General features: G+C 71.4%; 12 protein-coding genes. 11 read left to right on the top strand and 1 reads right to left on the bottom strand.

The genetic code is table 11. From position 1 onward, the window contains the following. Positions 1–214: 214 nt before the first annotated feature. Positions 215–2026, bottom strand: a complete 1812-nt coding sequence (locus AC07DI_RS25200; RefSeq protein ID WP_384251710.1) for a glycoside hydrolase family 15 protein — start codon at positions 2024–2026, stop codon at positions 215–217. A gap of 440 nt (positions 2027–2466) precedes the next feature. Between AC07DI_RS25200 and AC07DI_RS25195 the strand changes: the two genes are divergently transcribed. The 11 genes from AC07DI_RS25195 to AC07DI_RS25145 all read left to right on the top strand — a co-directional run bounded on the left by AC07DI_RS25195 (position 2467) and on the right by AC07DI_RS25145 (position 15069). Then, entirely contained in the window at positions 2467–4179 is a 1713-nt protein-coding gene (locus AC07DI_RS25195; protein ID WP_384251276.1) for a CTP synthase, read from the top strand. An 85-nt stretch (positions 4180–4264) separates the two neighbouring features. Continuing rightward, the gene (locus tag AC07DI_RS25190; RefSeq protein ID WP_384251278.1) at positions 4265–4891 is read left to right on the top strand and encodes an NUDIX domain-containing protein; all 627 of its coding nucleotides are present in this window, start codon (positions 4265–4267) and stop codon (positions 4889–4891) included. Between the two features lie 157 nt (positions 4892–5048). After that, complete coding sequence (locus AC07DI_RS25185; protein WP_478906189.1) at positions 5049–7142, top strand: tetratricopeptide repeat protein; 2094 nt, start codon at positions 5049–5051, stop codon at positions 7140–7142. Between the two features lie 144 nt (positions 7143–7286). Beyond that, entirely contained in the window at positions 7287–8402 is a 1116-nt protein-coding gene (ald, locus tag AC07DI_RS25180; protein ID WP_384251283.1) for an alanine dehydrogenase, read from the top strand. A gap of 347 nt (positions 8403–8749) precedes the next feature. After that, entirely contained in the window at positions 8750–9922 is a 1173-nt protein-coding gene (locus AC07DI_RS25175) for a ParA family protein (protein ID WP_384251285.1), read from the top strand. Next, a complete protein-coding gene (locus AC07DI_RS25170) occupies positions 9907–10494 on the top strand; it encodes a hypothetical protein (protein WP_384251288.1) in 588 nt (195 codons plus the stop codon). The genes AC07DI_RS25175 and AC07DI_RS25170 overlap by 16 nt, the downstream gene beginning before the upstream one ends. 18 nt (positions 10495–10512) lie before the next feature. Further along, a complete protein-coding gene (locus tag AC07DI_RS25165; protein ID WP_478906188.1) occupies positions 10513–11436 on the top strand; it encodes a segregation and condensation protein A in 924 nt (307 codons plus the stop codon). Next, positions 11433–12089 carry an SMC-Scp complex subunit ScpB gene (gene scpB / locus AC07DI_RS25160; protein ID WP_478906187.1) on the top strand — a complete coding sequence of 219 codons (657 nt, stop codon included), beginning with the start codon at positions 11433–11435 and terminating at the stop codon, positions 12087–12089. The genes AC07DI_RS25165 and scpB overlap by 4 nt, the downstream gene beginning before the upstream one ends. 12 nt (positions 12090–12101) lie before the next feature. Continuing rightward, a complete protein-coding gene (locus AC07DI_RS25155; RefSeq protein WP_384251295.1) occupies positions 12102–13229 on the top strand; it encodes a pseudouridine synthase in 1128 nt (375 codons plus the stop codon). 104 nt (positions 13230–13333) lie between these two features. Continuing rightward, on the top strand, positions 13334–14059 hold the full coding sequence (locus AC07DI_RS25150) for an NUDIX hydrolase (RefSeq protein WP_478906186.1): 726 nt from the start codon (positions 13334–13336) through the stop codon (positions 14057–14059). Next, on the top strand, positions 14056–15069 hold the full coding sequence (locus tag AC07DI_RS25145; RefSeq protein WP_478906185.1) for an ADP-ribosylglycohydrolase family protein: 1014 nt from the start codon (positions 14056–14058) through the stop codon (positions 15067–15069). The genes AC07DI_RS25150 and AC07DI_RS25145 overlap by 4 nt, the downstream gene beginning before the upstream one ends. Positions 15070–15090 lie beyond the last annotated feature (21 nt).

Genomic DNA, 15090 nt, shown 5'->3' with positions numbered 1-15090 from the left:
CTAGTAGCTCCTCCCCCAGGCCTGAACGGCCCGGGGGGACCCCCACCGAGGACTTCCCGGCGCCTTGCGATCGCACGCACCAGACGACGCCCACTGATCCGACCGGGGATATGACACAGGCTCTAAGGCGTGGGCGGAAGAGACGCGGAAGAAACACTGCGCCCCCGCCGGCATCCGACGGGGGCACGCGTGATGTGGCGTCAGCCGAGGGCCGCTACCCCCCGTACGCCCCCGAAGCCGTCAGCCGCAGTGCCGTGTCGATCAGCGGCACGTGGCTGAACGCCTGCGGGAAGTTGCCCACCTGGCGCTGCGCCGCCGAATCCCACTCCTCGGCGAGCAGCCCGAGGTCGTTGCGGAGTGCGAGGAGCTTCTCGAAGAGCTTGCGGGCCTCGTCGACCCGGCCGATCATGGCCAGGTCGTCGGCCATCCAGAACGAGCAGGCCAGGAACGCCCCCTCGTCGCCCTCCAGGCCGTCCACGCCCTCGTCGTCACCGGCCGTGGGGTAGCGCAGGATGAACCCGTCCGGGGTCGCGAGCTCCCGCTGGATCGCCTCGATGGTGCCGATGACGCGCTTGTCGTCGGGCGGCAGGAAGCCCATCTGGGGGATCAGCAGCAGCGAGGCGTCCAACTCCTTGGAGCCGTAGGACTGGGTGAAGGTGTTCCGCTCCGGGTCGTACCCCTTCTCGCACACGTCCCGGTGGATGTCGTCGCGCAGGTCGCGCCACTTGTCCAGCGGGCCGTCCGCGTCGCCGGACTCGATGAGCTTGATGGTGCGGTCCACGGCGACCCAGGCCATCACCTTGGAGTGCACGAAGTGGCGGCGCGGACCGCGCACCTCCCAGATGCCCTCGTCCGGCTCGTCCCAGTGGTCCTCCAGGTAGCGGATCAGCCTGAGCTGGAGCAGCGAGGCGTAGTCGTTGCGGGCCAGGCCCGTCATATGCGCCAGGTGCAGGGCCTCGATGGTCTCGCCGTACACGTCGAGCTGGAGCTGGTGGGCGGCGCCGTTGCCCGCCCGGACCGGCGTGGAGCCCTCGTATCCGGGCAGCCAGTCCAGCTCCGTCTCGCCGAGCTCGCGCTCGCCCGCGATGCCGTACATGATCTGCAGGTTCTCCGGGTCGCCCGCCACCGCGCGCAGCAGCCACTCGCGCCAGGCGCGGGCCTCCTCGCGGTAGCCGGTGCGCAGCAGCGACGACAGTGTGATCGCGGCGTCGCGCAGCCACGTGAAGCGGTAGTCCCAGTTGCGCGAGCCCCCGATGTCCTCGGGCAGCGAGGTGGTCGGCGCCGCGACGATCCCGCCGGTCGGCGCGTAGGTGAGCGCCTTGAGGGTGATCAGGGAGCGGATCACGGCCTCCCGGTAAGGGCCGTGGTACGTACAGTGATCGACCCACTCGCGCCAGAAGTCCTCCGTCGCGGTGAGCGCCGCCTCGGGCTCCGGCAGGGCCGGCTGGTCCTTGTGCGAGGGCTGCCACGAGATGGTGAACGCGATCCGCTCACCCGGCGCGACCGTGAAGTCCGAGTAGGTGGTCAGGTCCTTGCCGTACGTCTCGGCGGTCGTGTCGTGCCACACGGAGTCGGGCCCCGCGACGGCCACGGTACGCCCGTCGATCTTGTGCACCCAGGGCACCACCCGGCCGTAGCTGAACCGCATCCGCAGCGCGGAGCGCATCGGCACCCGTCCGCTGACGCCCTCGACGATGCGGATGAGCTGCGGCGCGTCGGTGTCGCGCGGCGGCATGAAATCGATCACGCGGACGGTGCCGCGTGTCGTGTCCCACTCGGATTCCAGCACCAGCGAGTCGCCGCGATACCTGCGGCGCGTGGCAGCGGGTGGCTGCGCGTCCGGGTTGTATGCGGGCCCGAGGCGCCAGAAGCCGTGCTCCTCGGTGCCCAACAGGCCGGCGAATACGGCATGGGAGTCGAAGCGGGGGAGGCACAGCCAGTCGACTGTGCCGTCCCGGCAGACCAGGGCTGCGGTCTGCATGTCTCCGATGAGTGCGTAGTCCTCGATGCGCCCGGCCACGTGCATCTCCAGTCGAACGGCCACGTTCGCCCCGCGGGGCGCTTACTAATCAGCGGTCAAGTGATCGTTGACGAGCGCTTCTTCCGGGTGCAAGGCGGGATGGTGCCGTGTGCCGGAGGGGCTCGGCAGCGAGTGTCCGAGCAGGATACGACGCACCTCGGTGATCTGCGCGCCCCTCCCGGCAACGAGCCGCCGCCGAACGGGTGAGCGGCAGGTGAGAGCGGGTGCGGCGGGGAAAAGTAGCGGCGTGTGCGAATCCCGTGACCAGGTTGTGTACGCCCGGTGGCGGAGCGTGGCCGGAAGCGGGCCCGTCGCGTCGCTGATACCCTGGTAGCCCGTGAGCCGGTGGTCATAGAACCCCCGAACCGCAGCGACGGCACCTCCCCCGGACCCCTGGTGAGAACGCCGGTACGCACCCTCCAGACCGCGACCACGGGAGCCCCCCTTTGGCTAAGCAGCCCGCTGCTTTTCGAAACAGCACAGCCACGACGACCAAGCACATTTTCGTCACCGGGGGTGTCGCCTCTTCCCTCGGCAAGGGACTGACGGCGTCGAGTCTCGGCGCGCTGCTCAAGGCCAGGGGTCTGCGCGTCACGATGCAGAAGCTCGACCCGTACCTGAACGTCGACCCCGGCACGATGAACCCCTTCCAGCACGGTGAGGTGTTCGTCACCAACGACGGCGCCGAGACCGACCTGGACATCGGCCACTACGAGCGCTTCCTCGACGTCGACCTCGACGGCTCGGCCAACGTGACCACCGGCCAGGTCTACTCCCAGGTGATCGCCAAGGAGCGGCGCGGCGAGTACCTCGGCGACACGGTGCAGGTCATCCCGCACATCACGAACGAGATCAAGCACCGCATCCGCCGCATGGCCGCGGACGACGTCGACGTCGTCATCACGGAGGTCGGCGGCACGGTCGGCGACATCGAGTCCCTGCCGTTCCTTGAGACCGTCCGCCAGGTCCGCCACGAGGTCGGCCGCGACAACGTCTTCGTCGTGCACATCTCGCTGCTGCCCTACATCGGCCCCTCCGGCGAGCTGAAGACCAAGCCGACCCAGCACTCGGTGGCCGCGCTGCGCAACATCGGCATCCAGCCGGACGCCATCGTGCTGCGTGCCGACCGCGAGGTGCCGACCGCCATCAAGCGCAAGATCTCGCTGATGTGCGACGTCGACGAGGCCGCGGTGGTGGCCGCCATCGACGCCAAGTCGATCTACGACATCCCGAAGGTGCTGCACACCGAGGGCCTCGACGCCTATGTCGTGCGCAAGCTCGACCTGCCCTTCCGCGACGTCGACTGGACCCAGTGGGACGACCTCCTCGACCGGGTGCACAACCCGAAGCACGAGGTCACGGTCGCGCTGGTCGGCAAGTACATCGACCTGCCCGACGCCTACCTGTCGGTGACCGAGGCCATGCGCGCCGGCGGTTTCGCGAACAAGGCCCGCGTCAAGGTCAAGTGGGTCACCTCCGACGACTGCAAGACCCCGGCGGGCGCCGCCAAGCAGCTCGGCGACGTCGACGCGATCCTGATCCCCGGCGGCTTCGGCGAGCGCGGCGTCAACGGCAAGGTCAGCGCCATCCAGTACGCCCGCGAGAACAAGGTGCCGCTGCTCGGCATCTGCCTGGGCCTGCAGTGCATCGTCGTCGAGGCCGCCCGCAACCTCGCGGACATCCCCGACGCCAACTCCACCGAGTTCGACGCGGCCACCGCGCACCCGGTCATCTCCACGATGGCCGAGCAGCTCGACATCGTGGCCGGCGAGGGCGACATGGGCGGCACGATGCGCCTTGGCATGTACCCCGCCAAGCTCGCCGAGGGCTCCATCGTGCGCGAGGTGTACGAGGGCAAGGAGTACGTCGAGGAGCGTCACCGCCACCGCTACGAGGTGAACAACTCCTACCGCGCCGACCTGGAGAAGAAGGCGGGCATCCTGTTCTCCGGCACCTCCCCGGACGGCAAGCTCGTCGAGTACGTCGAGTACCCCCGCGAGGTGCACCCCTACCTGGTCGCCACCCAGGCGCACCCGGAGCTGCGCTCGCGTCCCACCCGTCCGCACCCGCTCTTCGCCGGCCTGGTCAAGGCCGCCGTCGAGCGCCAGCAGGAGCGCGGGCAGGGCGAGCGCAAGCAGGGCGGCAAGCCGGGCAAGTAACACCGGAGCGATACGGTTGCCGGGGTACGTGCCTGATGAGGCGCGTGCCCCGGTTTCTGTTTGCACGTGTGGGAGGACAGGGCGCATGACGATCAAGGACACCGCCGAGGAGTGGCAGGTCACGGCGACGGACACCCCGTTCGTCGGGAACAAGACCTCCGTGCGCACCGACGACGTGGTCATGCCCGACGGGTCCGTGGTCCGCCGCGACTACCAGGTGCACCCCGGCTCGGTCGCCGTCCTCGCGCTCGACGGCGAGGGCCGGGTCCTGGTCATCCGCCAGTACCGCCACCCCGTCCGCCACAAGCTCTGGGAGATCCCCGCGGGCCTCCTCGACGTCCCCGGCGAGAACCCCCTGCACGCCGCCCAGCGCGAGCTCTACGAAGAGGCGCACGTCAAGGCCGAGGACTGGCGCGTTCTCACCGACGTCTACACCACCCCCGGCGGCTGCGACGAGGCCGTGCGCGTCTTCCTCGCCCAGGACCTCTCCGAGGCCGAGGGGGAGCGCTTCGAGGTCGCCGAGGAGGAGTCCGACATGGAGCTCGCCCGGGTCCCCCTTGAGGAACTGGTGCGCGGCGTGCTCGCCGGTGAGCTGCACAACAACTGCCTGGTGGTCGGCGCCCTCTCGCTCCAGGCGGTACTGAACGGCGACGGCGTGGACGCGCTGCGCCCGGCCGAGGCGCCCTGGCCCGCCCGCCCCTTCGAGGCCTGAGAGCGCGCCAACCGTCCGGTGTGACGATCTACTGATCCGATCGGGCGACTTGCGCGTGCTGCGCGCCCGGGTGGGGCGCGGGGCCTGAACTAGGCTCTGAAAGCGTCCCGCCCGGAGCCCCGGCGGGTTCGTGCGCAGGCGGACGGGAGCGTGGCCCGTGACGGATCAGGCGGTCGACACGGACGGTGCGGCGGCGGGTGGCACGGTGCCACACCCCGCGAGCGCCTCGCTGGACCCGGCGAGGGCTCAGTTCGTCGGCAGGCGCCGGGAGTTGAAGGAACTCCGCGCCGACATCGACCGCGCAGGGCTTGACACCCTCTCGGGCTGCAAGGCGCCCCGCGCCCGCGTTCTGCTGATCGCGGGACGCCCCGGATCCGGCCGTACCTCGCTCGCCGGGGAACTCACCCGGCAGCTCGCCGACGGCTACCCCGACGGGGTGCTGCGCGCCCGCCTCACCGAGCCCGACGGCAGCCGGGTGCCCACCGAGCGCACCGCCCGTGACCTCCTGGACGCCCTCGGGGTGCCCGCGCCGCCGGGGGCCGCCGAGGACGACCTCGCCGAGACCCTCAGGTCGGCGCTGGCCGACCGCCGGGTGCTGCTGCTCCTCGACGACGCGGCCGACGCCGAGCAGGTCGACGCACTCCTTCCGGACACGCCCGACTGCCTGGTCGTGGCCGTCTCCGAGGGGCCGCTCACCGGCATCCCCGACGTACGCCCCTGCACGCTCGGCGGCCTGGACAAGGAGGCCGCCGTCGCCATCCTCGCCCGCGCCGCGGGACCCGTCCGCATCACCGTCGACCCCGGCTCCGCGGAATCCCTCGTCGAGGTGTGCGCGGCCCATCCGGCGGCGCTCGTCCTCGCCGGGGGCTGGCTCGCCGAGCGCCCCAAGGCCACCGTCGCGGACCTGGCCAAACGGCTGCGCGCGCTGCCCGACGACGGGTCGGCGCTCGCGCGTGTCTTCGCTCACACCTACGCCTCGCTGCCCTCCCCGGCCGCCCGGATACTGCGACTCCTCAGCCTCGCCCCGGCCGGTCACGTCGACCCGCACACCGCATCCGCGCTCGCGGGCTGCTCGGTCTCCGGGGCGAAGACCACCCTCGACGACTTCGTCTCGCTCGGCCTCGTCCGGGCCGTCCCCTCCCCGCTCCCGCAGTACGAGGTGCCCGGCTGCCTGGTGCCGCTGCTGCGCGCCCGCACCGGCAGCCAGGACCGCCCTGCCGAGATCCAGCTGGCCAGGGCCCGGATGCTGGAGCGGACCGTGCGGCTGCTGCAGTCCTGCCGTGCGGTCACGGAGGCGACGGATTCCACCGCACGCGGAAAGCTCTCCGGGCTGCCGCGCGCCCTGCGCTTCCCCAGCGCGCAGGCCGCCGAGGAATGGCTGCGGATCCGGCAGCCCGCGCTGCTCGCCGCCGCCCGGCTCGCGGTCGCCGACGGCGAGCTCGACACCCTGGCGCGGCGCCTGATGGCGGCCCTGGCCCGGGCCCTGGCCGCGCACCGCGGCACGGAGGCGGCCGCTCCCGAGCTGTACGGCATCCACCAGCTGGTCCTCGGCGTGGCCGAGCGGCGGAACCTGCCGCGCGAGCAGGCCGCGGCGCTGCTGAACCTCGCGGACCTGGACGCGCGGACCGGACGTACGCGGGACGCGCTGGCCCGCTACCGGGCGGCGCTGGACGCGGGGCGGGCGGCGAACGATCCGTACGCCGTCGGACGCGCGATGGAATCCGTAGGCGGCGCCCATCAGGAGCTGGGGGACTGGCCGCGGGCCTCCGACTGGTTCGGCCGGGCGCTCGCCCACCGCCTCGCCCGCGGCGAGCGCGCGGACGCCGCCCGGCTGTACGGCCGGATCGGCACCGTGCACACGTACGCGGGGCGCTACGGCGAGGCGCTGCGCAACTGGAGCTCGGCGGTCACCGGCCACCGCAAGAACGGCGATGTCGCGGCCCAGGCGCGGGCGTTGAGCGAGATGGCCCGGGTGCAGGAGTACGCGGGGCGGCCCGAGGAGTCGTTGCGCACCTGCCAGGAGGCCGTGGAGCTGGCGCGCAGCGCCGAGGACGTGCGGCTGCAGGCGGCGTTGCAGCTGCGGCTCGCCGACACCCTTCAGCGGCTCGGCGACCCGGCGGCCGCCCGGCTGCACCGGAGCGCGGCCGAGCGCATGCTGGGAAGTGAGCTGCCGCAGGTCGCGAGGCTTGAAAGGAATGGTGGAGCGGGGTCTTCCGCCTACGAAATCCGTAGCACTTCCGCAGAAGATTGAAGTATTGGAAGGCTAGACAGCGAGAAATCCTTCATTAGACTGGCTCCGCCGCGTACCTCCGCGGTGTCTCCCGTTGCGCCCCCCGTGCACCGGTATGCGTTGCATTGCCCGAGATATCCCCTGAGCCAAGGACCGTGATCGACGATGAAGGTCGGCATCCCCCGCGAGGTCAAGAACAACGAGTTCCGGGTGGCCATCACCCCCGCCGGCGTGCACGAGCTGGTGCGCCACGGCCACCAGGTCGTCATCGAGCGGAACGCCGGAGTCGGCTCCTCGATCACGGACGACGAGTACGTCTCGGCCGGTGCCCGGATCCTGGACACCGCCGATGAGGTCTGGGCCACCGCGGACCTGCTCCTGAAGGTCAAGGAGCCCATCGCGGAGGAGTACCACCGCCTCCGCAAGGACCAGACCCTCTTCACCTACCTGCACCTGGCCGCGTCCAAGGAGTGCACCGACGCGCTCCTGGAGTCGGGCACCACCGCCATCGCGTACGAGACGGTCGAGACCGCGGGCCGCGCGCTCCCGCTGCTCGCCCCGATGTCCGAGGTCGCGGGCCGCCTCGCCCCGCAGGTCGGCGCCTACCACCTGATGGCGGCCAACGGCGGCCGCGGCGTGCTCCCGGGCGGCGTCCCCGGCGTGGCCGCGGGCAAGGCCGTCGTCATCGGCGGCGGCGTCTCCGGCTGGAACGCCGCGCAGATCGCCATCGGCATGGGCTTCCACGTGACCCTGCTCGACAAGGACATCAACAAGCTCAAGGAAGCCGACAAGATCTTCGGTACGAAGATCCAGACCGTCATCTCCAACGCCTTCGAGCTGGAGAAGGCCTGCCTGGACGCCGACCTCGTCATCGGCGCCGTCCTCATCCCGGGCGCCAAGGCTCCGAAGCTGGTCACCAACGAGCTCGTCTCCCGCATGAAGCCGGGAAGTGTCCTTGTCGACATCGCGATCGACCAGGGCGGCTGCTTCGAGGACTCCCGCGCGACCACGCACGCCGAGCCGACCTTCCCGGTCCACAACTCGGTCTTCTACTGCGTCGCCAACATGCCCGGCGCGGTGCCGAACACCTCCACCTACGCGCTGACCAACGCGACGATGCCGTACATCGTCGAGCTGGCGAACCGCGGCTGGGTCGAGGCCCTGCGCCGCGACCCGGCGCTCGCCCTGGGTCTCAACACCCATGACGGCAAGGTCGTTTACAAGGAGGTCGCCGAGGCCCACGGCCTGGACCACGTCGAGCTCGAGTCGCTCCTCGGCTGACCCAGGCGGCCGACTCCGGTCGGTCACCGACGCTTTCGTCAACGAAAGTCGTCAATCTCACGCCCGCGGCCGGACCTTGAGAGGGGTCCGGCCGTATGCGTATGTGTGCGGACGCGGTCAACTCGCCTTGAACGTAACCCTTTAACCGTTTCGCCCACCCCGGAAACGTGCCACTGGCAAGCCGCACGCCCTTGACATCGCTGTGTCCCTTTGCCGACACATCGGGCCCGGTCCGGCGGATTGTGTTGCTGTGGACCGGTGACACGCCATAGAGTCGCCAACCGTCGGCATGGTGCCACGCTGACCTATCGAGAAATTTCCTGGTCACCAAGGAGGTAAGACGACTTGTGAATGAGTCGACATTTGCTCCCGGGGGTGGTCAACCAGGAACGTCTGTACGGGACCAGGGTCCCGTGGGGCTCGAGGCCGTCGGCTCGGTCGCTGTCCGCACCTTCGAAGCCCGGCAGAGCCCCCAGCCGACACAGCCAGCACCCCAGAGCATGGATGGCCATCACGTGAACGCCATGGCCGGCGACCGGAGTGGCGATAACACCCACACCCACCTCGCCGACTACGAGGAACTGCCCCAGGGGCACTTCTACGACCCCGACGCCGAGTACGAGCCCGATCCGGAGTACGCGGCCACGCTCGCCCCGGACGCGGCCCGCCAGCGCCGCGAGCGCATCGGCCCCACGGGACGCCCGCTGCCGTACTTCCCGATCCCCGGCCCGCTGACCGACCACGGGCCCGCCAAGATCATCGCGATGTGCAACCAGAAGGGCGGCGTCGGCAAGACGACGTCGACCATCAACCTGGGCGCGGCCCTCGCGGAGTACGGACGCCGCGTCCTGCTCGTCGACTTCGACCCGCAGGGCGCCCTCTCCGTGGGCCTCGGGGTCAACCCGATGGAGCTGGACCTGACGGTCTACAACCTCCTCATGGAGCGCGGCATGTCCGCGGACGAGGTGCTCCTGAAGACGGCGGTCCCCAACATGGACCTGCTGCCGAGCAACATCGACCTGTCGGCGGCCGAGGTGCAGCTGGTGAGCGAGGTCGCGCGCGAGTCCACGCTGCAGCGCGCCCTGAAGCCGCTCATGCAGGACTACGACTACATCGTGATCGACTGTCAGCCCTCGCTCGGCCTGCTCACCGTGAACGCCCTGACGGCGGCCCACAAGGTGATCGTGCCGCTCGAGTGCGAGTTCTTCGCGCTGCGCGGCGTGGCCCTGCTGACCGAGACCATCGAGAAGGTCCAGGAGCGGCTCAACCCCGACCTGGAGCTCGACGGCATCCTCGCGACCATGTACGACTCCCGCACGGTGCACAGCCGTGAGGTGCTCGCGCGCGTGGTCGAGGCCTTCGACGACCACGTCTACCACACGGTCATCGGGCGCACGGTCCGCTTCCCGGAGACCACGGTCGCCGGCGAGCCGATCACGACGTACGCCTCCAACTCGGTCGGCGCGGCCGCCTATCGCCAGCTCGCCAGGGAGGTGCTCGCCCGGTGTCACGCCGAGTGAGTCTGCCCGGGGCCGACGAACTGTTCCGCACGACCGGGGGGATGGCGCTGCAGTCGTCGTCCCCGCGACGCCCGGCCAACGGCGAGGCGCGCGTGCCCGCCCCGGCGGGCGAGAGCGACGAGACGGCGGCGGCCGAGGACACGGCGGCGCAGGGCGACGGCGGCGAGCCCGCCGAACACGCGACGGCCGACGCGGATTCCGGGGCCGAGTCGCGCAGCCGTGCGGCCACCGCCGAGGGCGAGAAGAGCGCCGGGCGGCGTCCGGCGCAGGAAGGTTCGGCCGCGCAGTCCGGCGGCAAGTCCGGCGGTTCGTCGACGGCCCAGGCGCGGCGCCGGGCACGGGCGGCCAACCGGCGCCCCAGCGGGCGCGAGCGGCACGACGAGAAGATCACCGTGTACGTCTCCGCCGAGGAGCTGATGGACCTCGAACACGCGCGCCTCGTGCTGCGCGGTGAGCACGGCCTCGCGGTCGACCGCGGGCGGATCGTGCGCGAGGCGGTCGCCGTCGTCCTCGCCGACCTGGAGTCGCGCGGCGACGCGAGCATTCTCGTACGACGGCTGCGCGGGCGGTAGGGGTAGCGTTCACCGGCGATGCGCCTGAACGAAGAAGCTGCCCCGCCCGCCCGGCGTGCTCTGGGGCGTGGGCCGGGGACGGCTCCCGCGGAGCCGGAACCGGAGCCGGAGCCCGAGGCGGCGCAGGCCGAAGCCGGTGACGGGCGGTTCACGGTCCGTCTCGCGAACTTCGAGGGCCCCTTCGACCTGCTGCTCCAGCTCATCTCCAAGCACAAGCTGGACGTCACCGAGGTCGCTCTCTCCCAGGTGACCGACGAGTTCATGGCGCACATCCGGGCCATGGGGGCCGACTGGGACCTGGACCAGACGACCGAGTTCCTGGTCGTCGCCGCCACGCTGCTCGACCTCAAGGCGGCGCGGCTGCTGCCCACCGCCGAGGTCGAGGACGAGGCGGATCTGGCGCTCCTGGAGGCGCGCGACCTGCTGTTCGCCCGCCTCCTCCAGTACCGCGCCTACAAACAGATCGCGGACATCTTCAGCGGGCGCCTCGACGACGAGGCGCGGCGCTACCCGCGGACCGTGGGCCTCGAACCGCACCACGCCGAGCTGCTGCCGGAAGTGGTCATCAGCATCGGGGCCGAGGGCTTCGCGAAGCTCGCCGTGAAGGCCACGCAGCCGCGCGCGAAGCCGCAGGTGTACGTCGAGCACATCCACGCCCCGCTGGTCTCCGTGCGGGAGCAGGCGGGACTCGTCATCGCCCGGCTGCGGGAACAGGGCGAGGCCAGCTTCCAGGTGCTCGTGGCGGACGCGGGGGACACCCTCACGGTCGTCGCCCGCTTCCTGGCCCTGCTGGAGCTCTACCGGGAGAAGGCCGTCACCCTGGACCAGGACGACCCCCTGGGCGAGCTGATGGTCCGCTGGACCGGCGGGGACGGCGCGACGGAGCCGACCGTGACCGACGAGTTCGACCGGGCCCCCGAGCCCATGGAGGAGAAGGCGTGAGCGCGCAGAGCCCCACGGGCGACCTGGCCGGTGCCGTGGCCGATCTCGAGCTGCGGCCCGCCCTGGAGGCCGTCCTCATGGTCGTCGACGAGCCGGCCACCGAGGAGCACCTGGCGAAGATCCTGCAACGGCCCAGGCGTGCGGTCGCCGTCGCGCTGCGTGAGCTCGCCGACGAGTACACCGTGCAGAAGCGCGGCTTCGAGCTGCGCCTCGTGGCCGGTGGCTGGCGGTTCTACACCCGGCCCGAGTACGCCGCCGCCGTGGAGGGCTTCGTCCTCGACGGGCAGCAGGCGCGGCTCACCCAGGCGGCTCTGGAGACCCTCGCGGTCGTCGCGTACCGCCAGCCGGTCAGCCGTTCGAGGGTCTCCGCGGTGCGCGGGGTGAACTGCGACGGCGTGATGCGCACCCTCCTCCAGCGGGGTCTGGTGGAGGAGGCGGGCGCGGAACCCGAAACAGGTGCGATCCTGTACAGGACGACGAACTACTTTCTGGAGCGGATGGGCCTGCGCGGCCTTGACGAGCTCCCCGAGCTCGCGCCCTTCCTCCCCGAGGCGGACGCGATCGAGGGCGAGACGCTGGAAGGTATGCCGTCGTTCGACCCGGACGCACCCGATGCGCCGGGGTACGAGTACACCCAGGACTCAGTCGACTAGACGGAACTTTTGATGCGAAGCAGCAGCGGCAGGAACAGCAGCGGAAACAACGGCGGGAGCCGTGGTGGCAACAGCGGCGGCCGCGGCGGGAACGGCGGCGGCCGCGGCAACCCCCGCGGGGCCGGCAACAACCGCGATGACAAGCAGGGCGGCAGCGGCCGTCCGAAGAAGCCGCGTCCGGAGGAGCGGCGCTACGACGTAGGGTCCGACGGCACGCATAACGGTCCGAAGTCGGGCCGTGGCGCCTCGGCGCGCGGCGGTGCCAAGGGCGGGCCCAAGCAGGGCCAGGGCGCCGGACGGGGGCGCTGGGCCCCGGCCACCTCCCGTGAGTACGACGCGCGGGCCGAGGAGCGCAACCGCGAGCGGTACGCGGGCAAGCCGAAGACCAGCCTGCCCAAGACCTTCCCCGGCGCCGAGCAGGAGGGCGAGCGCCTTCAGAAGATCCTCGCCCGCGCGGGCTACGGCTCGCGCCGCGCCTGTGAGGAGCTGGTCGACGAGGCCCGCGTCGAGGTCAACGGCGAGATCGTCCTGGAGCAGGGGCTGCGCGTCGACCCCGAGAAGGACGAGATCAAGGTCGACGGCCTGACGGTCGCCACCCAGTCGTACCAGTTCTTCTCGCTGAACAAGCCCGCCGGTGTCGTCTCCACCATGGAGGACACCGAGGGCCGTCAGTGCCTGGGCGACTACGTGACCAACCGCGAGACGCGGCTCTTCCACGTGGGGCGGCTCGACACCGAGACCGAGGGTGTCATCCTGCTCACCAACCACGGCGAGCTGGCGCACCGCCTGACCCACCCGAAGTACGGCGTGAAGAAGGTCTACCTCGCGCACATCGTGGGCCCGATCCCGCGTGACCTGGGCAAGCGGCTCAAGGACGGCATCGAGCTTGAGGACGGGTACGCCCGCGCGGACCACTTCCGCGTCGTCGAGCAGACCGGCAAGAACTACCTGGTCGAGGTCACCCTGCACGAGGGCCGCAAGCACATCGTGCGGCGCATGCTCGCCGAGGCGGGCTTCCCCGTCGACAAGCTGGTGCGGGTGGCCTTCGGGCCGATCACCCTGGGCGACCAGAAGTCCGGCTGGCTGCGGCGGCTCTCCAACACGGAGGTCGGCATGCTGATGCAGGAGGTCGACCTGTAGGGCGGTAGCCCTGTAGGCCTGTAGACCCGTCAGGAATCGCTTGCCCCGACCACCCCCCTCTCTTTATAGTCAGCTGGACTATTAAGAGAGGGGGGTGGTGGTGCATGCAGGAGTACGACAAGTACGCCTTCGAGCCGTTCGCCGTCACCGTGGACCTGGCGGTGTTCACCGTCCGGGACGGTGCGCTGCACGTACTGCTCGTCGAGCGCGGCCAGGAGCCGTACGCGGGGCGCTGGGCGCTGCCCGGCGGCTTCGTGCTGCCCGAGGAGTCGGCCGAGGACGCCGCGGGGCGGGAACTCGCCGAGGAGACCGGGATCGCCGACGTCGGGCGGCTGCACCTGGAGCAGGTGCGCACCTACAGCGAGCCGGACCGCGATCCGCGCATGCGAGTCGTCTCCGTCGCCTTCGCGGCCCTCGTACCGGACCCGCCAAAGGTGCGGGGCGGCGGCGACGCGGCCCGCGCGGCCTGGCTGCCCTACAGCCCGGCGACGTACCGGCCGCTCGCCTTCGACCACGACAGGATCCTCGCCGACGCCCACGACCGGGTCGGCGCCAAGCTGGAGTACACCGGCCTCGCCACCGCCTTCTGTACGTCCGAGTTCACCCTCGGCGAGCTGCGCCAGGTCTACGAGGCCGTGTGGGGCGCCGAGCTCGACCCCGCGAACTTCCGGCGCAAGGTGGTCGGCACGGCGGGCCTCGTCGAGGCGGTGCCCGGCGCCGCCCGGCTGACCGGCGGCCGCGGCAAGCCCGCCGCCCTCTTCCGGGCCGGCACCGCCACCGCCCTGCACCCGCCCCTGCTCCGCCCCGCGCCGGAAGGACAGCCCTCATGACGGCCCTCGTGAAACGCGCCGCCACCGGAGCCCTCATGGGCCTCGCTCTCGGCGACGCGCTCGGCTTCCCGACCGAGTTCAACGACGTCCCCTCGATCCTCGCCAAGTGCGGGCCCTGGCGCGGGATGGAGCTGCCGACGCCCGCGATCGTCACCGACGACACCCAGATGACGCTGGCGCTCGCCCGCGGCCTGCGCACCGCCATGGAGCGGGGGAGCCTCGGGCCGAAGCGCATGGAGCGGCCGGTGCGCGAGGAGTTCGTGGAGTGGTACCGGTCGCCGGAGAACAACCGCGCGCCCGGCAACACCTGCCTGAAGGCCTGCTACCTCCTGGGGACCGGCAAGCCGTGGGAGGAGGCCACCCAGGCGCACTCCAAGGGCTGCGGCGCCAACATGCGCGTCGCCCCCCTCGGCCTCGTGCCCGGCCTGAGCGCAGAACAGCGCGCGGGCGCCGCCCAGTTGCAGTCCGCGCTCACCCACGGCCATCCGACGGCGCTCGCCGCGTCCGACCTCACCGCGCACGCTGTGCGGCTGCTCGCCGAGGGCGCCGAGCCGACGGGGCTCGTCGGACTCCTTCGCTCCTACGCGTACGAGAACCGGGAGACCTACCACGCCCGCTGGCTCGGGGAGCTGTGGAGGAGGGGCGGGGCGCCGACGCCGCGCGTGTTCATCGCCCGCGGCTGGGACGAGTGCCTGGCCGTCCTCGAACGCCTCGATGCCGCGCTGAAGCACGCCAACGCGGAGACCGACCCCTGCCTCGCCACCGGCGAGGGCTGGATCGCCGAAGAGGCGCTCGCCACCGCGCTGCTGTGCTTCCTGCAGTTCGTCGACGAGCCCGTCACCGCGCTGCGCAGGGCGGCCTGTACGGCCGGTGACTCCGACTCGATCGCCTGCCTGGCCGGGGCCTTCGCGGGCGCCCACCTCGGCGCGGACGCCTGGCCCGCCGACTGGACCGCGCGGATCGAGTACCGGGCCGAGCTCCTGGAGTTCGGGGCGCTCTGGGACGCCTGAGGGCCTGTCTTCGCACGCGGC

The organism is Streptomyces sp. NPDC044106, assembly GCF_056433985.1.
The sequence above is the reverse complement of the archived record's forward strand: the minus strand, read 5'-3'. Positions and strand labels throughout refer to the sequence as shown.